Origin of the sequence: Bacillus sp. J41TS8 (assembly GCF_018333035.1) — a bacterium.
Taxonomy (GTDB): Bacteria; Bacillota; Bacilli; order Bacillales; family Bacillaceae; genus Bacillus; species Bacillus paralicheniformis.
Map to the genome: position 1 here is coordinate 332,954 of NZ_BORF01000003.1, position 20,953 is coordinate 353,906.

Sequence of the window (20,953 nt, forward strand, 5' to 3'; positions counted from 1 at the left end):
AATAAGATTAAATGTTAACGTTCACATTGTATTGCAAAAAGAAATGTTCACGTTAACATTAAATAAGGAAAGGTGGGGATTTTATGAAGCCGTTTTTGAATGACGATTTTCTTTTAACGAATGAAACGTCGAAAGTGTTGTACCACCAGTATGCTAAAGGGATGCCGATCATCGACTACCACTGCCACTTGAACCCAAAGGAAATTTACGAAAACAAAACGTTTAAAAACCTGACCGAAGTATGGCTGTACGGGGATCATTACAAGTGGAGAGCAATGCGGGCCAATGGAATATCCGAAGAGTTTATTACAGGAGATGCGTCAGACGAAGAGAAATTCAGCGCCTGGGCAAGAACGGTTCCGATGACGATCGGAAACCCGCTTTATCATTGGACCCATTTGGAACTGAGAAGGTTTTTCGGCATCGATGAACGGCTTGATGAAAAGAGCGCGCCGCATATTTGGGAGCGGGTGAACAAACAGCTGACCGGAGAAGGGTTCGGCGCCAGAGACTTGATTGAAAAATCAAACGTTGAAACGGTTGTCACGACGGATGATCCGGCAGACAGTCTTGAATATCATATGAAGCTGAAAGATGAAGACTTTAATGTAAGCGTTTTACCCGGATTTAGGCCAGACAAGGCGCTGGAAATCAATCAAGAAGGCTTTGCCGCCTGGGTGAGCAAGCTTGAAGCAGCAAGCGCTATGAAGATAGGAAATTATGACGATTTTTTGAAAGCGCTTAAAAACAGAATTGACTTTTTCCATGAACTAGGCGGACGGATATCGGATCATGCCATCAATCAAATGATGTACACGGAAACAGATGAAAGCGAAGTGCGTCCGATTTTTGCAAAGGTGATGAACGGAGAAGCCGCCTCGCCTGAGGAAGAGTGCAAATTTAAATCCTTTACCCTGCACTATTTGGGAACATGCTATGCGGAGAAGGGCTGGGCGATGCAGCTTCATATTAACGCCCTCCGAAACAACAGCAGCAAAATGTACCGGAAGCTCGGGCCTGATACGGGATATGATGCGATTAATGATCAGGACATCGCAAAGCCTTTGTGCAGCTTTCTCGATTCTCTTGACCGAAAAGACGCGCTGCCAAAAACGATCTTGTATTCTTTAAATCCGCGAGACAACGTCGTGATTTCAAGCCTTTGCGGAAGCTTCCAGGACGGCCGGATACCGGGGAAAATCCAGCATGGCACCGCCTGGTGGTTCAACGATACGAAAGACGGCATGCTCGAACAAATGAAATCGCTCGCCAACATCGGACTATTGAGCCGTTTTATCGGTATGCTGACTGATTCGCGCAGCTTTCTTTCCTACACAAGACATGAATATTTCAGGCGCCTGCTCTGCGATGTCATCGGCACATGGGTTGAAAAAGGAGAAGCGCCGGATGATATCGAGCTTCTGGGACGGATCGTCAAAGGGATCTGCTACGAAAATGCAAAACACTATTTCCAGTTTGAAGTGAAAGATCGTTTGAAAGCATAGAGTCACAAAATGGCTAGCAGAGGAGCTGCTTTTTCATGGAAATATCGACGAACAAACAAACCGAAACAGTCACCGTCACTCAAGAGAAATTAAGTTTAAAAGAAAAGGTTTCTTACGGTTTTGGAGATTTTGGGAACGGATTTATGTTTGACCTTGGACAGCTCTATCTTTTGAAGTTTTTTACGGATGTTGCCGGTATTCCGGCGGCAGCGGCCGGCGGCATTTTTCTTGTGAGCAAACTTTTTGCCGCTTTTGTCGATCCGATTGTGGGAACATCGATCGACTACAGGAAGAATATCGGGCCGAAAGGCAAATTCAGGCCGTATTTGCTATACGGAAGCTTTGTGCTCGCGATTTTGACGATATTGACCTTCATCTCGCCGAATCTGTCACCGACGGGCAAACTCATATACGCTTATGCGTCATACATGCTTTGGGGCCTCGGCTATTCCTTTGTCAACATCCCTTACGGCTCGCTCGGGGCGGCCATGACGCAAAATTCGGTGGAGCGGACTTCGCTTGCTTCCTTTCGACAGGCCGGCTCGCTGGGCGCCCTGTTTGTGACGAGCATTGTTGTCATTCCGATGATCGTCAGGTTTGACAACCCTGCGGTTGCCTATCCGGTCGTCATGGGGCTGATGTCTTTTCTCGGTGTGTTGTTTTTCTACATTTGCTATAGAAACTGCCAGGAACGGATTGTCGTAAAAGATGAGAAGTACAAACAGGAAAAAGTGACATTCAAAGCAATATCAAAGACGTTTTTTACGAATAAACCGCTCCTTACGCTTATATTCATGACCATTTTTACGATTTCAGCCTATAACCTTAAATCTGCGATGCTGATTTATTTCGCACAGTATAACCTCGGCAACGCCGAACTGATGGCCTACATGAACTTTATCATCATCGGCTCATCCTTTATCGGCGTCATCATGCTGCCGAAGCTCGTGAAGCTGTTCGGGAAAAAGCATACCGCTATTTTGGGGCTCGCGGTTTCCGTCTGTGCGGATCTGATCAATTTTTTCGTACCGGGCAATGTCTTTGTTTTTACGATTCTCGCCAGCATCGCCTTTATCGGCATCAGCATTCCGAACGGTATCACCTGGGCATTTGTATCAGACGCAATCGATTATGGCGAGTGGAGAACAGGGGAACGGAAAGAAGGAACGGTATACTCGCTGTTTAACTTTTCGAGAAAGCTGGCTCAGTCGCTCTCCGGCTTCCTGTCGGGGATCGGTCTCAGCATTATCGGCTATGTGCCGAATGCGACCCAAAAAGCGGGGACGCTGCTCGGCATTAAAGCGATACTCCTTTTGTATCCTGCAGCGGCGCTGACGGCGGCCATTCTCGTTCTCGGCTACCTGTACCGTCTGACAGATCAGAAGCATGCCGAAATGATCGCGGAAATCGAAGCGAGACCATAGCGGAATTTCATTTTCTAAAAAGCGCTTTTGATATGGTAAACTGATGGTAACAACAGCAAGAAAAGGCGGGTAAAAAAACAATGTCAGTAACGATTAAAGATATCGCCAGGCTGGCGAATGTATCGCACACCACAGTATCCAGAGCGCTGAACAATAGTCCGCTGATAAAAGAGAACACGAAAAAGAAAATACTCGACATCGCAGCCGAAATGAATTATAAACCGAATTTTAATGCGAAAAGCCTTGTTACGCAAAAGTCTTTTACGATCGGTCTGTTTTTAACAAGCCTGACAGACGGGACGTCTTCAAGTTTCTTTGCAGACATCCTGCGCGGCGTCAACAAGGTGATCGATGAAAACTATAATATGGTTGTCAGGGGGATTGACGATTATCATGATTTGTCATCCATTCACCGCAACCGCTATGACGGCATGATTTTAATCAGCCAAAGCGAACAGGATCAGGCTTTTATTGAGCACGTCCTCAAACAGAATATTCCGGTCGTCGTGCTGAACAGAAAAATCGAAGGGCACTCCGTCGTCAATATTTTGGCGAATGAACACGAGGGCGCTTTCCTCGCTGCTTCATACTTGATCAAAAACGGCCACAGACGGATCGCCATGGTGCAGGGGAAAGAAAGTTTTAAATCGTCTCAAGAAAGAAAAGGAGGCTTTCTTCGAGCGCTTCGCGACTCAAATCTTGACATGCCCGGCGAATACCTCGTTCAAGGTGATTATACGATGCAAAGCGGCTTTCGTGCGGCTGAAACGCTGCTGAAGCTGAAGAACCCTCCGACTGCCCTGTTTTGCGCCAATGATGATATGGCGATCGGCGCGATGAACGCCCTTTATGCAAACGGGAAACGCTGTCCTGACGATATGTCGATCATCGGCTTTGACGATAGCGGATTTTCGGCGTATACGACACCGTCATTGACGACGGTAAAAAAACCGACGGAAAAAATCAGCATGCTTGGTGCGGAAAGCCTGTTGTCACTGATCGAAAATCCGCAGGCAGAAGGCAGGCAGACGCTCATCGGCACGGAGCTGATCATTCGCAATTCAGTTAAGCATCTATAGCATCATTTTTGATGCGCTGTAAAATGTGAACGTGTGCAAAAATGAGGAGGGAATTGAAATGGAGAGGCTGTCCAAACGGATAAGGTCTAAGCCGAGCCGTCCCGAACGGATTTTGCAAATCGGGGAAGGTAACTTTATGAGGGGGTTTATTGACTGGCAGATTCATAGATTGAATGAAGAAACCGATTTTAACGGCAGCGCCGTCGTTGTGCCTCCGCGCCGCGGCTCAGTAACGGCCTTTCAAGAACAGGATGGGCTTTACACGCTTTATCTTGAAGGCTTCAGGGAAGGACGGGAGGTTCGCGATTCTGCTGTCATTACAACAATCAGCAGAGTCGTCAGCAGCTATGAACACTATGATGAATTTATGAAGCTGGCCGATCTGCCGGATTTGCGCTTTGTCTTTTCAAATACGACAGAGGCCGGCATCATATATATCGAGGAAGACCGGCTGTCCGACCGTCCGCAGAAGAGCTATCCGGGGAAGCTGACTGCGCTGTTATACAGACGCTACCTGACTTTTCAGGGAAGCAGGGAAAAAGGCCTGGTGATCCTCCCGTGTGAGCTGCTTGAAGATAACGGGAAAAAACTGAAAGAGATTGTGCTGCGCTATACGAACGAATGGGCGCTTGAACAGGGGTTCATCGATTGGCTTGAGGAGTCAAATGTGTTTTGCAATACGCTTGTAGACAGGATCGTACCGGGATTCCCGCAAGAAAATGCACACCGGCTTGAAGACGCGGCCGGCTATCGCGATTCTCTGATGGTGACGGCGGAGCCGTATCATTTGTTCGTGATTGAAGGGCCGAAATGGCTTCCAGACGAGCTTCCGCTTCATGAGGCCGGTCTGAATGTCGAGTTTGTCAAAGATGTGACGCCGTACCGGCTGAGAAAAGTGAGAATCTTAAACGGCGCCCATACCGCGATGACGCCGATCGCTTATTTGGCAGGCCTTGAGACGGTTCGTGAAGCGGCTGAAGACGAACTTATCGGATCATTTGTGAAAGAGCTGATTCAGCGTGAAGTGCTCGAGACGATCGATATGCCCGGCAGTGAGCTTGACGCCTATGTGGAAGAGATTCTCGACCGCTTTAAAAACCCGTTTATCCGTCACAAGCTGATCGATATTTCCTTAAATTCCTTTGCAAAATTCAAAGTCAGAAATTTGCCCGTCTTAATGGAATATGCGGAACGAACTGGCAAACTTCCTGCTCGAACCGTATTTGCTTTAAGCGCTTTAATTTATTTTTACCAAGGAAAACGGGAAGATGAGGCCATTCCGCTGTCTGACGACGATGAGGTGCTGGCTTTTTTCAAACGGCTCTGGACAGAAGAGACAGACGTTTCAAACATCGCGTTCCATGTTCTCGGGTTTGAAAAAGTATGGGGGCAAAACCTGAACGACATTTCCGGGTTGACGGACAAGACGGCTGAATATTTAAGGGACATGAAACAAACGGGAATGAGGAAGGCGCTGAAAAAAATGATGAACAGCCAAATGGCTGAGCTGGGGGACATGTGATGAAAGACTGCTTGATGATCAATTCTCAAGATAATGTCGGCATTGCGTTAAGAGAATTGCAAACCGGTGAAACGGTCACTGCAGGAGAACGGGCCATCGTGATCAAGGAAACGATTTTGAAAGGCCATAAGTTTGCTTTAAAAGACATCGCTGAAAATGAAGACGTCATCAAATACGGCTTTCCGATCGGGCACGCCACTGACATGATTCAGACGGGGGAGTGGGTGCATACAAAAAATGTGAAAACGAATTTGGGCGGTGTCGAAGAATACAGCTACAAGCCGAAATTTACGGAAAACCGCTATCAAAAAGAACCGCTCACATTTAAAGGCTTTAAACGAAAAGACGGAAAAACGGGAATCAGAAACGAGCTATGGATCGTACCGACTGTCGGCTGTGTAAATGGCATTGCAGAGCTGATCATCAAGGAATTTAAAGCTGAGGTCGGCTCTATCGTCCCTTTTGAAAGCGTTCACGTATTAAAGCATCAGTACGGCTGTTCACAGCTTGGCGATGATCATATCAACACGAGAACGATGTTGGCGAATGCCGTCAAACACCCGAATGCAGGCGGTGTCCTTGTGCTGGGACTTGGCTGTGAAAACAACAGCATCCATGAATTCCGCGAAGCGCTCGGCGATTATGATCACAGCCGGGTCAAGTTCCTGCTTTCTCAAGAAGTATCAGACGAAGTCACGGAAGGCGTCAAACTGTTAAAAGAAATTTATGAGCATGCAAAAGGTGACCGGCGTGAAGATGTTCCGATTTCTGAACTGAAGATCGGTTTGAAGTGCGGCGGATCTGATGGATTTTCCGGCATTACCGCGAATCCGCTGCTCGGCCGGCTCTCCGATTTTCTGATCGCCCAAGGGGGAACGGCGGTTTTGACAGAAGTGCCTGAAATGTTTGGAGCGGAAACGCTTTTGATGGAGCGGGCTGAAAATGAGGAAGTGTTTCATAAAATCGTCCGCTTAATCAACGATTTTAAACAGTACTTTATCGATCACAGGCAGCCCGTCTATGAAAACCCGTCTCCGGGCAACAAAGCAGGCGGCATTACGACATTGGAGGATAAGTCGCTCGGCTGTACGCAAAAAGCCGGCACTTCAAAGGTGACGGATGTTCTGGAATACGGGGACGTTTTGAAAAAGAACGGGTTGAACCTGCTGAGCGCTCCGGGAAATGACCTTGTTGCTTCATCCGCACTGGCCGCTGCAGGGTGTCAAATCGTTTTATTTACGACAGGGCGGGGCACGCCTTTTGGCACCTTTGTGCCGACGATGAAAATTTCGACAAATACAGCGATTTATGAGGCGAAGCGCCACTGGATCGATTTTAATGCGGGAAGGGTGCTCGAAAACCGGTCAGAAGATGACGTTTTGAAAGAGTTGACAGCATATTTGATCGAAGTCGCGGGCGGCAGGCAGCTGAACAATGAGATAAACGATTTCAGGGAGCTTGCGATATTTAAAACAGGCGTTACATTGTAAAGGGGGCGGTAACGTGAGTCTGCAGAAAATAAAAGACGAGATTCTAAAGACGCTGAAGGTTCCGGTATTTCCTGATCGATCATTTGATGTTACAGCGTTTGGGGCTGACGGAAGCGGAAAAAAGGATGCGACGGGAGCGATACAAAAGGCGATTGATCAAGCCCACAAAGCAGGCGGTGGAAGAGTAGCAGTTCCTGAAGGCGTGTTTCTTTCCGGTGCACTCAGACTGAAAAGCAATGTGGAGCTTCATCTTGCACAAGGAGCGGTGATCAAATTCAGTCAGAACCCGGAAGATTATCTCCCCGTTGTGCTGACGAGGTTCGAAGGCGTCGAGCTCTATAATTATTCACCGCTCATCTATGCTTACGAAGCCGAAAATATTGCAATAACCGGAAAGGGCACGCTTGACGGCCAAGGTGATGACGAACATTGGTGGCCGTGGAAAAGGGGAACGAACGGCCAGTCTTCACAGGAAAAAGACCGAAATGCTTTGTTTGAAATGGCTGAGCGCGGTGTCCCGGTCACTGAGCGGCAGTTTGGAAAAGGGCATTATTTGCGGCCGAACTTCATTCAGCCGTATCGCTGCAAAGATATTTTGATTCAAGGTGTCACCGTTTTGAATTCGCCGATGTGGCAAGTTCATCCCGTGCTTTGCGAGAATGTGACAGTGGACGGAATCAAGGTCATCGGACACGGTCCGAATACCGACGGAGTCAACCCGGAATCGTGCAAAAACGTGGTGATCAAGGGCTGCCATTTTGATAATGGAGATGACTGCATCGCCGTCAAATCGGGAAGAAACGCCGACGGCCGAAGGATCAACATGCCATCGGAGAACATTGTCATTGAACATAACGAAATGAAAGACGGGCATGGAGGGGTCACGATCGGAAGCGAAATTTCCGGCGGCGTGAAGAATGTCATCGCCGAGGGAAACCTCATGGACAGCCCGAACTTGGACAGAGCCCTCCGCATTAAAACGAATTCGGTGCGCGGCGGTGTTCTTGAAAACATCTACTTTCACAAAAATACGGTCAAAAGCTTGAAGCGCGAAGTGATCGCCATCGATATGGAATATGAAGAAGGGGACGCCGGAGATTTCAAGCCCGTCGTCCGCAACATTGATGTTGAGCAGCTGGAAAGCATGGGCGGACAATACGGGATCAGGGTGCTGGCGTACGATCATTCTCCAGTCACCGGTCTGAAAGTGACTGATTCCGAGATCGACGGCGTCGATATTCCGATGGAACTGAAACATGTGAAAGACCCTGTTTTTTCGAATCTGTATATTAACGGAAAACGCTATGATTCACACGAAGTCTAAACAGAGATCCTCTGCAGACATGCAGAGGATCTTTCTTTTAACGCGGCGGCGCATCAGCGGTTTCGTTTTTGACCGAGGAAATCAGCAGTTCCATAAACACCCGGCTTGCAGCGCATATATGCTTGTTTTTACGGTAAACGATGCTGATTTCCGTCGTCAAATCCGGCATTTGAATCGGAATCGTCTGAATGGATTTATTTCCAATATCATCGAGATAGCCTTTCGGCAAAATGGTGGCGCCAATGCCTTTACCAACCATGTTCATGATCGATTCCATCGTTGTCATTTCCATGACTGGCCGAGGTTCGAATCCAAACGTGCGGCACTTTTCGTTGATCAGCTGCCGCAAAAAATACGTCTCAGGCAGCAAGATAGATGGAATCTCCCTTAACACGTCAAGTGTGACAAACTGCCGTTTTGCAACCGGATTGTCAATAGGCACTGCGAGGGCGAGCTGCTGGGTAAGGAATGGAACGGTTTCCAGATCACTGTGTTCCACCCGCTGGGCTACAATGCCCAAGTCGAGCTCATTTTGCAGCAGCCGCTCGTAAATATCTCCGGTTCTCAGCCCTAAAACAGACAATTCAATATTGGGGTAGCTGCGGTGAAATTCGATCACGGTCCGGGGAAGCAAATAATTAACCACGGTCAACAGCGCCCCGATTTTTAGCGTTCCCCTCTTTAAACCTTGGAGCTCGCTGATTGCGTCTTGCGCCTGTGACAGTTCATGAAAGATATTGTAACAGTGCTGAAGCAGAATCTTTCCCGCTTCCGTCATTACGGTGCGTTTGCCTGAACGGTTAAACAAAGGCGTTCCGATTTCATGTTCAAGCAAACGGATTTGCTGGCTCAGCGAGGGCTGAGCGATATTCAGTTTTTCGGCGGCACGGGTAAAATGAAGCTCCCGGCACAATGCCATGAAATATTCCAATTGCTTTAGCTCCAATGCTTTTTCCTCCTCTCCATTATAAAAAACAGACGAAACTCAACGATAGGTTTAACCTATTGTTTTTATAATAACGATTGAATGGTTTTATGATAAGAGGTCGATTATACTTAAATCTCAAAAGAGATGTGCAGCGTTGCTGTTCGGCCGCTGCCGTCTGCAGGACATTTGAATGTAAGAGGTGATATGAATGGAATATGCCGATATCCTTTCGATCAATGTAGGGAAGCCAGAGGCAATTCAGTTTCAAAATAAAGCTGTGTCTACCGGAATATACAAGAAGCCGGCAAGCGGCCCTATCTTCCTGTCATCTACTAATTTTGCGGGGGACGGGCAGGGGGATCTCGTTCATCATGGTGGCGCGGAAAAAGCAGTGTGTGTCTATCCGTATGAACATTATCTCTTTTGGGAAAAGGAACTGCAAAGAAAGCTGGAATACGGAGCATTTGGCGAAAATTTAACGATCAAGGGTCTGCTGGAGGATGACGTTCATATCGGCGATATCTTTCAGCTGGGTGAAGCTGTTGTACAGGTGAGCCAGCCAAGGCAGCCTTGCTATAAACTAACCGTAAGGTACGGTATGCCCGATATGATACTGAAGGTACAGGACACCGGATTTACGGGTTTTTACTTTCGCGTGCTGAAAGAAGGGTTCGTCTGTAAGGATCGTGGTCTGAAACGAATCTCACGCCACCCTAAAGGCATCACGATTTCTTACGCAAATCGCATCAAGCATCATGAAAAGAACAATATTGAGGGCATCAAAAAACTTCTCGAGGTGGAGGAACTGTCGGCAAATTGGCGGGCATCATGTTTAAAGCGGCTTAACGGTTTTGAGCCGGATGACCGCGAAAGGCTGACGGGAGGTCTGGAGAAGAGATCTTAACCCAAAAGGAAAAAATCCTCTGCCGATCGGCAGAGGATTTCTGTTAAATGGAGCGGATAATTCCGCCTTCCACTCTTTGAGCGGAACCGTTGATGGCCGCAGCTTTTTCGGAAGCGAGATAGACGATCGTACTCGCCACTTCTTCCGGTTTTGCATAGCGCTGAATCAAAGAAGTCGGCTCATTCACTTTGAAATAGTCTTTGACAAAAGTGTCTAAATCGGTTTTCTCCTGAGCTGCTGCACCCTCCATATAATTGGCGACGCCTTCCGTCCAGGTAGGTCCCGGAAGGACGGAGTTGACCGTCACATTTGTCCCTTTCGTCATTTCGGCCAAACCTCTTGATAAACTGATCAGAGCGGTTTTCGTCATTGAATAAGGGATCATCTGCGGAAGCGGTTTGATGCCGGCTTCGCTTGCCAAATTGAGAATCCTTCCCTTATTACGCTTCAGCATGGCCGGCAGAAACGCGCGGCAAAGCCTGACTGCGCTTAAAACGTTTACTTCAAAATATTTGAGCCACTCTTCGTCTGTCACCTCTGTGAAATCCTTCACTTCAAAGAAGCCCATATTATTGACGAGGACATCAAGCTCCCCGATTTTAGCGGTTTTTTCGACCAATGCCATGCTTTCTTCAGGAGCGGATAAATCAGCGGCAATGCCGTGAACGTTTCCGTGCCGGGAAAGTTCCTCAACGACTGACTGGACTTTTTCTTCTGTCCGTCCGTTCACGATGACTTCGGCCCCTTCCGCCAAAAAGGCTTCCGCCGTTGCTTTTCCAATACCTGCAGTAGAACCTGTCACGAGGACGAGTTTGTCTTTTAGCTGTAAATCCATATGCCATCAATCCTTGTTTTAAGAGTTAAGATGAAAAAACATCTAATGAACAGTATATCGCAGCTGGACACCTCGGTCGAAAATCGTGCTTGACGTTTTATTGTTCCTTGTTTTTTAAAATCTTATGAATATCTTCCATCGGACGGAGCCAATTCTTTTTCATCACTTCAGCCGCCAATTTCGGATCGTTTTTTTCAAAAGCGGCGATGATTTCCCAATGCTCGGCGGCGGACTGCAGTTTCGGAGCAGACGGCCGATTGAAAAACACATACTTCATCCGTCTGACATGAAGCTGCAGTACAGAGGAAAACTGAAGAACATACGGGTTTTTAGCCGCTTCTGTAATCAAATGGTGGAACTGTTCGTCCAGTTCGGCTGCATCGTGGTTCCGCTCTTCCTTAAACGCGGCTTCGTATTGAGCCGCGAGTTTTTTGAGCTCGGCGATCTCTTCTTCAGTCAAAAGCGGCGCGGCCAGTTCCGCCGCCAGAGCCTGAAGATGTGCGAGCGGGGGATAGACGGCCAGCGCATCATCGGGATGAATGAGCGTGATCTTTGTTTCTTTTCCCGGCTTCATTTCAACAAAACCTTGGGATTCGAGGAGCTGTAGCGCTTCTCTGACCGGTGTGCGGCTGACGCCGAGCGCTTCGGCCAGATCGGCATCCGTGACTTTTTCGCCGGGTTCAAGTGTTCCGTCGACAATCCAGCGCTGCAATTGGTGAAACGCTTTTTCCTTTGCTGAAAGTCTGACCTGCGGCGTATAGTTTTTCGGTATCGGCATAAAACCACCCTTTCTCTATATGCAATATATCGTAAATACTTTAGCAAAAACAACGTTTTTTCAGTTGAAAATCTCCTTTTCAGAATCTCATATACAGACCTGTGTCGATTATAGTATAATAATTCCGAAATTAGGACACGAATGAGTCAGAAAGGCGCTAGCCGTCAGCAGCTTAAGGGAGCCGGCGAGCCCCCCGCGAGCAGTTCGGACGGGCCGGGAGCGATCAACCAAAAGCCCCGGAATAACCGCCTGGATGATGACCGCGTTATCTGCGAAGACAGATGCGGTATAAGCGATGTGCTCTTTTTTTGTACGTTCCTGGTTTACTGCATCTTTACTGAGTAGAGATGTTTTTATTTTATCCCGAGGAGGAAGCAGAATGAAGAAGTTAGGGCTTTTATTGCTGTCACTGCTGTTGGCCGCCGGCGTTCTTAGCGGCTGCGGTCAAGCGCAAAAGCCGGCAGAACAGCAAAAACAGGAGAAGGCGGCTGAAGCGTTTCCGGTCACCATAAAAGATGCTTCAGGACAAGAGGTCAAAATTGAAAAAGAACCGAAGAAAATCGTCTCTCTGATGCCGAGCAATACCGAAATTACATATGCCCTTGGCCTGGGGAAGAAAGTCGTCGGCGTGACGGATTTTGATACATATCCAAAAGAAGTGAAAAACGTTGAAAAAATCGGGGGCATGGAATTCAACACAGAAAAAATCATTTCGTTAAATCCCGACTTGGTCTTGGCTCACGCATCGAGCATGCAGAGTGCCAAAGAAGGACTAAAGCAGCTGGAGGATGCAGGAATTACGGTGGTGACCGTGAATGATGCGGCCTCTTTTAAAGAGGCGTACCAGTCCATCGAAATGATCGGAAAAGCTGCCGGTGCAGAGGATCAAGCGGCAAGCCTGATCAAGGGCATGAAATCTGACCTGGCTGACATAAAAGAAAAAGCTGCCGGCATATCTAAAGACGATCAAAAGAAAGTATTTGTCGAAGTGTCTCCGGCTCCGGACATTTATACGACCGGAAAAGGCACCTTTATGGATGAAATGCTTGAAGCGATCCATGCGGAAAATGCTGCTTCCGCGCAGAAAGGCTGGACCAAAATAACGGAAGAAGCGATCGTCAAGCTGAATCCCGATGCGATCGTGACGACAAATGGTAAATCCGCAGTCAGCGAAATTAAAAAACGAAGCGGCTGGAACGGTGTAAAAGCGGTCAAAAATAACGAAGTATACGACGTGGACCCTGACCTCGTGACCCGTCCGGGGCCGCGATTGATCAAAGGGGTCGAAGAGCTTGCTGAACATATTTACCCTGACGTTTTTAAAAAATAACCGCTTCGCGGCATATGCCTTCAGCCTGATGTTTCTGTCGGCATCTGTTCTTATGGGAATCTCTATCGGATCTTTGGAGATTCCCATTCCTTCTATTATCAAGGTTTTTTTGAACGAATGGTTTGGTATTCAAGGGTTAAATCCCGATACGACAGAGGCGAACATCATCATGAAAATCAGACTGCCGAGGGTGGTGCTGGCCGCTCTTGTCGGCGCGGGGCTTGCTGCTGCGGGAGCCGGGTTTCAGGGGCTCTTGAAAAACCCGCTCGCAGATCCGTATACGCTCGGCATTTCGTCAGGCGCGGCCGTCGGTGCAGTGGTCACGCTGTTTTTTGGGATTCAGCTGCCGGTGATCGGAAGTTTTACACTGCCGTTTTTAAGCGTTGCCGCGGCCGTTGTCGTGATTTTTTTGGTTTTGTTCTTTGCGCGGCTCGTACACCCTTCATTGACCCTGTCTGCTTTGATTTTGACAGGAATCATCTTCAGTTCTTTTTTGGGTGCGCTTATTTCTCTCATGATCGCATTGACCGGCGATGATTTAAAACCGATCGTCCACTGGCTGCTCGGCAGTGTATCGATGAGAGGCTGGGGTTATATCGCGCTGTTTCTGCCCTTTTTTGCGGTTGGTGCTGCCGCGCTTTTGATCAGCGGGAGAGAACTGAATGTGATGACTTATGGCGAGGAAAAAGCGAGGCTCCTCGGTGTGAATGTGAAGCGAAGTAAGTATGTCGTTCTGTTGGCGGGAGCTATTTTAACTGGCAGTGCGGTTGCTGTGTCTGGAACCATTGGCTTTGTCGGTCTCGTCATTCCGCATTTTATCCGGCTTTTCTCTATTACGGATCACCGTCATCTTCTGCCGCTCTCGATGCTGAACGGTGCTTCGTTCCTTGTGCTGTCAGATCTTTTGTCGAGAACCATCATTGAGCCGTCCGAGCTGCCGATCGGTATTATTACCGCACTGATAGGAGCGCCTGTTTTCGGGTTTATTTTGATTCGGCGCTACCGGGGAGGGCGAATTCATGATTGATGTCATCCGTGTGTCCGGCGGCTACGGAAAAACGGATGTCTTACAGGACATCAGCTTTGCTGTAAAGCCGGGTGAATTTTTAGGAATTCTTGGTCCGAACGGCAGCGGAAAAACTACTTTGCTGAAAATGTTGTCGGGAACAATCGCGCCTCGAAGCGGCGAGGTGCTGCTTGAATGCCGTTCAGTCGGGGCGTACCAAACGAAAGAGCTCGCTCGCAAAATGGCGGTCCTTCCTCAAAAAACGGAGCAGGCCTTTTCCTTTACGGTGGAGGAAACGGTACAGTTTGGCCGCTACGCGTATCAATCAGGCCTTTTTCGGCAGCTGACAGCGGAAGACCATGATATCGTGAAGAGGGTGATGAAGCAGACAGACACGCTTCGTTTCGCTCAAAAATCCATTCATGAGCTGAGCGGCGGAGAGCAGCAGCGGGTGTATTTAGCACAGGCACTTGCCCAGGAACCCGAATATTTGCTGCTTGATGAACCGACGAGTTTTCTCGATTTGTCATTTCAAAAGAGTCTGCTTGATTTAATGAAACAAGAAACGGCTGCATCCAAACTCGCAGTGGTCGGGGTGTTTCATGATGTGAATATTGCGAGTTTATACTGTGACCGCCTGCTGTTGTTGAAAGATGGAAAGGCGGAAGTTCTTGACCGCCCGGAAGCCGCCCTTTCTGCCGAGGGTATCGGAAGAGTGTATGATACGGGCATCACAGCGCTGGACCATCCTCAGCGTGCAAATCCGCAGTTTACGATCAAGGCGAAAACCATCCCGGAGAAAACCGAGCCCCTCTTTTTAAAAGAGCGGATTGAACAATATTTGCCGCATGGCATCGCATTTTCGGCAGACCGCCCGCTGCGTCTTCTGTCCTCTGAAACAGGCTTTGCATGGAGACGAAAGCTTGTCTTCGCAAGCGGAAACAACTCTGGATTGCCGCATGACCTGTCAGCCTATGAACAGGAAACGCTGTTTATCCAACATGATGCTGAATTGGCTGACTGTCATATTGTGTCGGAAAAGGGTGATCTTTGCATCGTCGGTATGAAAGATACGGCGGGGCGTTTGATCATATGGGTGTTAGTTGACGGCTGTTTGCAAGATGGTCAATTTGTAACGGCGATAAGTGCTGCAGCAAATGCCGCAGCCGAGCACCATATTCCGTGCAGCGATGTGCTTGTAGCGGCCACTCAATCCGGCCGGTCAGCGTATCAAACTGCCTTTTTTACAGAAATTCAAAATAAAACAGCGGCTTGTGTGAAAGTTTTAAAAGGTTAGATTTGGGCCTGTCTTTGGACAGGTTTTTTTATTGTTTTAAAACGCATCAGCTGAAGGTGAGGTTTCATTCTTTTGTCCCGAATTCGAAAAAATGTGTTGTTAAATGAATCATAACACCTTTATAATAAAATTTGTGAAAGCGTTTTACTATTTAAATGTTTAAAAATGCAACAGAGGAGGCGAGATCACTTGAAAGTAGAGGGGATTATCCCTGCCATACTGACACCGCTTACAAAAGAACAGGCTTTTCATGCGGGCGCAGCCGAAAAGCTGGTGAATGATCTTATTGATTCAGGCGTCCATGGCATTTTTGCTTTAGGGACAAATGGCGAATTTCATTTATTCTCGCAAGAGGAAAAGCTTCAAATTGCTGAAACAGTTGTAAAAGCGGTTAATAAACGAGTGCCTGTTTTCATCGGGGCAGGAGAAAACAGTACTGAGGCGACCATTTCCTTATCCAATCAAATGGCGGATATCGGAGCGGATGTTCTTTCGATTATTACGCCATACTTTGTCGCACCTTCGCAGGAGGAATTGTATCAGCACTTCCGCACGGTCTCTGAAAATGTCACGCTTCCTGTCCTGCTCTACAACATTCCGTCGAGAACAGGCGTATCATTGGAGCCCGAAACGGTTGAAAGGCTTGCGGCATTGCCGAACATTATCGGCATTAAGGACAGCAGCGGCAGCTTCGCCAATATTAAGGCGTATCTTGAGCGTACAAAAGAACAGTCCTTTTCCGTCCTGGCAGGAACTGATTCATTGATTTTAGACACATTGAAGGCGGGTGGAACAGGTGCTGTAGCTGCCACAGCCAATGTGCTTCCGCAAACCGTTGTTTCAATCTATGAATCTTTTAAACAAGGAAACATTGAAGAGAGCGAGCGCTATCAACAGCAGCTGCAACCGCTTCGTGATACGTTTTCACTCGGTTCACTGCCGGCACCGCTAAAAAAAGCAGCAGAGCTTGCCGGCATTGCCGTCGGGCCGCCTAAAAGTCCGATTGCAGAGCTGTCGGGAGAGCCGCTGCTAAAAGTAAAAAAGATGCTCGAAGGCTACGGAATTGAAGTAAAAATGGCAAAGGAGCAGTGAGGTTATGAAGACGCTTTATCATTTTCAAACGGCCGCCCGAATTGAGGCTGGTGCACATTCACTCAATTTGCTTGGCGATCACTTAGATCAGACCGGCTTGAATCAGATTCGTTCGGTGTTTATTTTAACTCAGCCGTCGATCGTTTCTCTCGGCTATGCAGACCAAATGAAAGAGGTGCTGGCCGAAAAAGGCATCTCAAGTGAAATTAACACCGATATACAGCCGGAGCCGACGGAACAAAATATCGAAGAGGTTTTTCAGCTTTTTTCTGAAGGAGGCCATGACGCGATTCTAGGAATTGGCGGAGGCAGTGTGCTAGATGCGGCTAAAATCCTCTCTGTTCTGAAAACAAATGAAAAACCGATTTCTGCTTTGATTGGCACGAATCTTGTTGAAAAGCCCGGCGTTCCGCTTGTGCTGATTCCGACAACATCCGGAACAGGGTCAGAGGTGACGCCGAATGCGATTGTGACGTTCCCGGAGAAAGAATTAAAGATTGGTATGGTCATTCCCTATCTGCTGCCGTCGGTTGTGATTTTAGATCCGGTTTTGACGACCGGTCTTCCAAAAGCGATCACAGCTGCAACTGGAATGGATGCATTTACACACGCACTCGAATCCTATATTTCCAACAAAGCAAACCCATTCAGCGACATGTTTGCGCTTGAATCTATGAGACTGATTTCCTCCAGTATTCAGGAGGCCTACCATCATGGAGATAATCTGGAAGCGAGAGAAAAAATGCTCATTGGCGCCATGTATGGCGGAATGGCCTTGACAAGCGCAGGAACAGCGGCGGTTCATGCGATGGCTTACCCGCTCGGGGGAAAATACAAAATTTCGCACGGGGTGGCCAATTCAATGCTGCTTCCGCATGTAACGGCCTTCAATGCGGATCATGTGATTGACCGTCTTTCGGATGTGGCTGGCGTGATTGGAATTGAACCAAAGGGTTCGAAGGCAAGTCAAGCAGAGCGGGTCATACGGAAAATTGAAGAGTGGACCGCTGATTTGAACATTCCGCAAAATTTAAAGACATTCGGGGTATCAAAAGAGGATGTTCCATCGCTTGCAGAGGCGGCAGCCGACGTCAAACGGCTCATGGATAACAATCCAAAGCCGATGTCCATTGCGGAGATTGAAGCCGTCTATTTGAAATTGCTGGATATGTAGGTGCCGGGATCTGTACATGGTTTTCACCATGAGCCTGTATATGGCTCACAAACAAAGGGGGAGTTTGGGTGGATGTCTTAAGCGGTTCGATCATAACGTTTATTTTGGCAGTGATTGTGGTTTACATTCTTTTTACGACGTGGCTGACGATGCGGTTTCGCAGTAAATCAAGTTCGGAATTCAACAATGCTGCCAAAACGCTGCCGGCGATTGTTGTCGGCATTCTGCTGATGAGTGAATTCATCGGCACCAAATCGACAATTGGGACCGCTGAATCAGCTTATACACATGGTTTGGCGGCTTCATGGTCGATTGTAACGGTCTCGATTGCATTTTTTATTTTTTCCTACTTCTTAGCCGGGAAATTTTATAAAACAGGCCAATATACGATCTCCGGCATTATTAGTGAAAAGTTTGGCCGTTCGACCAAGCTAGTCGTTTCTATCATTATGATTGTAGCCCTTTTACTTGTGAATCTTGGAAACTATTTAAGCGGATCGGCGGCAATTTCGTCTATTTTAGGTTTGCCGCTGATGACGTGTGCGATCATTACAGCGATTGTCAGCACCTTTTATTTTACGTTTGGCGGAATGAAGGGCGTTGCCTGGGTGACGATTTTGCATTCTCTTGTTAAATATGCTGGGGTTCTGATCACTTTAGGGGTTGCCCTCTATTTGACAAAAGGCTGGGAGCCGATGACGCAGCAGTTGCCGGAGCATTTCTTCACTTGGGACGGCAGCATCGGATGGGGGACAATCGGCGCCTGGTTTATCGGCAACATGGGGGCGATTTTCGCGACTCAGTTTATTATACAGGCTATTACATCATCGAAAAGTGAGAAAGATGCAAAGAAGTCGACGCTGTATGCAGCGCTGCTTTGTCTGCCGCTTGCGATTGCCATTGGAGTCATCGGCGTTGCTGCACGGTATTTGTACCCGGATATTGATCCAATTTACGCATTCCCGGTGTTTATGCAGCACATGAATCCTGTGCTGAGCGCGGTTGTGGCGACATCCCTTGTGGCGTCTATTTTCGTCGGCGTTTCGACGGTTGCGCTGGCGACAACGACGCTGATCATTGATGATTTTTATGTGCCGAAAGCAAACCCGACACCGGAACAGCGCATGAAAATCACGAGATATGTTTCGATTATCATCGGTTTTATTCCGCTGCTCGGCGTTGCGCTGGCGCCTGAATTGTTAACGCTTTCTTTCTTTACGAGGGCGCTTCGGACATCAATTGCCGTTGTGGCGGCGATGGGCTTTTATTTGCCATATTTCAATTCAAACCGCGGAGCAACAATTGGTCTGACGCTTTCAGGTATTACGACGACGGTATGGTATTTGCTGGACAATCCGTTTGGCATCGATAACATGTACATCGCCATCATTGTCCCGTTTATTGTGCTCGTATTAGACCGTCTGATCAGCTCGCCTGCGAAAAAAGAGTCAAATGTGGAGGAGGAATTGTGATGAAACAAAGTGAAACTTCCCTGCCGATAGATGGGCGCATCAGAGAAAATAAAACTGACCCGGCCAGAAAGGATGCGTTTTTGCCGACAGACTGCCCGCAAAACCATGCAGCCAACCTGCTGGAGCTGGATAATGGTGATCTGTTGTGCGTCTGGTTTGGGGGAACGCAGGAAGGCATCCCTGATATATCGATTTACATGTCAAGGCTTGAAAGAGGAAGCGATGAGTGGACACAGGCAGAAAAGCTGTCAGATGATCCTTCCCGCTCCGAACAAAATCCTGTGCTTTTTCAAGAGCCTGACGGCCGGCTTTGGCTTATGTATACGGCACAGCTTTCCGGCAATCAGGATACAGCGATTGTCAGATACCGGACTTCAGACGATAGAGGCCGGACATGGAGTAAGATTGACACATTGTTTGCCGAAGCCGGGACTTTTATCCGCCAGCCGCTCATTGTTCTGGATAACGGCGATTGGCTGCTGCCTGTCTTTTACTGCATCACCTTGCCGGGCGTGAAATGGACTGGAAACCGTGACATCAGCGCGGTGAAAATTTCGTCTGATAAAGGCAAGACGTGGGAGGAAGTGAAGGTGCCGGGCAGTACGGGCTGTGTTCATATGAATATTGAAAAACTGCGCGACGGCACATTGCTTGCGCTGTTTAGAAGCCGTTTTGCAGACTCGATTTATTTGAGCCGCTCTATTGATAACGGCCGCACCTGGTCAGAGCCTGAGCCGACGGAGCTGCCGAACAACAACTCCTCCATTCAATTTACAGCGCTTCAAGATGGGACGCTTGCTCTCGTATACAATCATATGAATGCGAATGAAACGACCGAAAGAAGAGCATCTTTATACGATGAAATTGAGGATGAGGATGATACAAAAACAGGTGTTGACACAGAAGCGCGACCTGCCTTCTGGGGAGCTCCGAGGGCGCCGATGACATTGGCCCTTTCACAGGACGGCGGCATCACATGGCCTGTCAAAAGAAACATCGAAGTCGGCGATGGTTATGCGATGACGAACAACTCAAAAGACAAGCTCAACCGCGAATTTTCCTATCCGTCGATCAAGCAGGGGAAAGACGGTGATCTGCATATTGCCTTTACGTACTACCGTCAGGCGATTAAATATGTACGTGTTCCGCAAACATGGGCCTTTGCCAGCCAAGAATAAAGCCGTTTGAGCGCGCGGCACTTGATGGAATGAAGGGTATATCATTTATGATTTAAGTTCGAGAGGCTGTCCCAATCGTTTGAAGGGACTCCCTCGTGATGTGAAACGGGTGTACACGACAATTCAATTGGCGTATGACACGCTCATTCGCGCAGGCATTCCGCAGCCGAAAATCGCCGTATGCGGTATTACCCCCCATGGCAGTGAGAATGGTTTGTTTGGACATGGAGAAGGAGAAGAGAAAATTGTTCCTAGCGTTGAACGCAGGCATTCGGTCCGCTTGGCCTTAAAGCCGGTGTGAGCATTACAGTCGGCCTGCCGATGATCCGTACGAGTGTTGACCATGGAACAGCCTTTGATAATGAGGGAACCGGCAAAGCTGATCCTGCGAGTTTAGAAGAAGCAGTGAGACAAGCAATCGTGCTGTCCGTCCGGTACGCTTGAGCGGCATATATATAAAAGAAGAGCCTTCCAGTTAAGGAGGCTCTCAGGCTGTCGAGAAAATCTCGACAGTCTTATTTTTTTCCTTAAATTATCCATTTTTTCATTTTATAATAAAGAAAAGGATTGAAAAGGACGGTGTCATTCTAATGTTCTACACAAGAAATTCTTCAC

General features: G+C 48.0%; 17 protein-coding genes and 1 pseudogene. 15 read left to right on the plus strand and 3 right to left on the minus strand.

The genetic code is table 11. The features are described from left to right. Positions 1 to 83: 83 nt before the first annotated feature. From uxaC to KI350_RS06935, 6 genes are all read left to right on the plus strand, one after another. Positions 84 to 1,505, plus strand: coding sequence for a glucuronate isomerase (uxaC, locus tag KI350_RS06910; RefSeq protein WP_020452921.1), 1,422 nt, complete (start codon positions 84 to 86; stop codon positions 1,503 to 1,505). Positions 1,506 to 1,546: 41 nt separating this feature from the next. Continuing rightward, positions 1,547 to 2,929, plus strand: a complete 1,383-nt coding sequence (locus KI350_RS06915; protein ID WP_373367302.1) for a glycoside-pentoside-hexuronide (GPH):cation symporter — start codon at positions 1,547 to 1,549, stop codon at positions 2,927 to 2,929. Between the two features lie 80 nt (positions 2,930 to 3,009). Next, positions 3,010 to 4,008 (plus strand): LacI family DNA-binding transcriptional regulator, encoded by a 999-nt coding sequence (locus KI350_RS06920; RefSeq protein ID WP_020452919.1) that lies wholly within the window; start codon positions 3,010 to 3,012, stop codon positions 4,006 to 4,008. Between the two features lie 58 nt (positions 4,009 to 4,066). Beyond that, the gene (locus tag KI350_RS06925) at positions 4,067 to 5,530 is read left to right on the plus strand and encodes a tagaturonate reductase (RefSeq protein ID WP_025809878.1); all 1,464 of its coding nucleotides are present in this window, start codon (positions 4,067 to 4,069) and stop codon (positions 5,528 to 5,530) included. After that, a complete protein-coding gene (locus tag KI350_RS06930; protein ID WP_025809876.1) occupies positions 5,530 to 7,020 on the plus strand; it encodes a UxaA family hydrolase in 1,491 nt (496 codons plus the stop codon). The genes KI350_RS06925 and KI350_RS06930 overlap by 1 nt, the downstream gene beginning before the upstream one ends. Positions 7,021 to 7,033: 13 nt before the next feature. After that, positions 7,034 to 8,344, plus strand: a complete 1,311-nt coding sequence (locus KI350_RS06935) for a glycoside hydrolase family 28 protein (RefSeq protein WP_023856253.1) — start codon at positions 7,034 to 7,036, stop codon at positions 8,342 to 8,344. 37 nt (positions 8,345 to 8,381) lie between these two features. Here the strand turns inward: KI350_RS06935 and KI350_RS06940 are convergent, their stop codons facing one another. Further along, positions 8,382 to 9,290 carry a LysR family transcriptional regulator gene (locus KI350_RS06940; RefSeq protein WP_043054465.1) on the minus strand — a complete coding sequence of 303 codons (909 nt, stop codon included), beginning with the start codon at positions 9,288 to 9,290 and terminating at the stop codon, positions 8,382 to 8,384. A 190-nt stretch (positions 9,291 to 9,480) separates the two neighbouring features. Here KI350_RS06940 and KI350_RS06945 point away from each other — a divergent pair, with 190 nt between their 5' ends. Further along, positions 9,481 to 10,176 carry an MOSC domain-containing protein gene (locus KI350_RS06945; RefSeq protein WP_025809872.1) on the plus strand — a complete coding sequence of 232 codons (696 nt, stop codon included), beginning with the start codon at positions 9,481 to 9,483 and terminating at the stop codon, positions 10,174 to 10,176. Between the two features lie 43 nt (positions 10,177 to 10,219). Here the strand turns inward: KI350_RS06945 and KI350_RS06950 are convergent, their stop codons facing one another. Further along, positions 10,220 to 11,011, minus strand: a complete 792-nt coding sequence (locus KI350_RS06950; RefSeq protein ID WP_020452913.1) for an SDR family NAD(P)-dependent oxidoreductase — start codon at positions 11,009 to 11,011, stop codon at positions 10,220 to 10,222. A gap of 97 nt (positions 11,012 to 11,108) precedes the next feature. Further along, entirely contained in the window at positions 11,109 to 11,789 is a 681-nt protein-coding gene (locus KI350_RS06955; protein ID WP_025809869.1) for a GntR family transcriptional regulator, read from the minus strand. A 379-nt stretch (positions 11,790 to 12,168) separates the two neighbouring features. Between KI350_RS06955 and KI350_RS06960 the strand changes: the two genes are divergently transcribed. The 8 genes and pseudogenes from KI350_RS06960 to KI350_RS06995 all read left to right on the plus strand — a co-directional run. After that, positions 12,169 to 13,119, plus strand: coding sequence for an ABC transporter substrate-binding protein (locus tag KI350_RS06960; RefSeq protein WP_023856248.1), 951 nt, complete (start codon positions 12,169 to 12,171; stop codon positions 13,117 to 13,119). Next, positions 13,082 to 14,146, plus strand: coding sequence for a FecCD family ABC transporter permease (locus KI350_RS06965; protein ID WP_020452910.1), 1,065 nt, complete (start codon positions 13,082 to 13,084; stop codon positions 14,144 to 14,146). The genes KI350_RS06960 and KI350_RS06965 overlap by 38 nt, the downstream gene beginning before the upstream one ends. Continuing rightward, positions 14,139 to 15,422: an ABC transporter ATP-binding protein gene (locus KI350_RS06970; protein WP_020452909.1), complete on the plus strand. Its 1,284-nt coding sequence runs from the start codon at positions 14,139 to 14,141 to the stop codon at positions 15,420 to 15,422. The genes KI350_RS06965 and KI350_RS06970 overlap by 8 nt, the downstream gene beginning before the upstream one ends. A gap of 189 nt (positions 15,423 to 15,611) precedes the next feature. Next, complete coding sequence (gene dapA / locus KI350_RS06975; RefSeq protein ID WP_020452908.1) at positions 15,612 to 16,514, plus strand: 4-hydroxy-tetrahydrodipicolinate synthase; 903 nt, start codon at positions 15,612 to 15,614, stop codon at positions 16,512 to 16,514. Positions 16,515 to 16,518: 4 nt separating this feature from the next. Further along, positions 16,519 to 17,688, plus strand: a complete 1,170-nt coding sequence (locus KI350_RS06980; protein WP_020452907.1) for an iron-containing alcohol dehydrogenase — start codon at positions 16,519 to 16,521, stop codon at positions 17,686 to 17,688. A 68-nt stretch (positions 17,689 to 17,756) separates the two neighbouring features. After that, positions 17,757 to 19,160 (plus strand): sodium:solute symporter family protein, encoded by a 1,404-nt coding sequence (locus KI350_RS06985; RefSeq protein WP_025809865.1) that lies wholly within the window; start codon positions 17,757 to 17,759, stop codon positions 19,158 to 19,160. Further along, positions 19,160 to 20,338, plus strand: a complete 1,179-nt coding sequence (locus KI350_RS06990; protein ID WP_043054464.1) for a sialidase family protein — start codon at positions 19,160 to 19,162, stop codon at positions 20,336 to 20,338. Before KI350_RS06985 ends, KI350_RS06990 begins: the two co-directional genes overlap by 1 nt. Before the next feature lie 103 nt (positions 20,339 to 20,441). After that, positions 20,442 to 20,782 (plus strand): annotated as a pseudogene (locus KI350_RS06995) (4-hydroxythreonine-4-phosphate dehydrogenase PdxA); the annotation flags it as partial. Positions 20,783 to 20,953 lie beyond the last annotated feature (171 nt).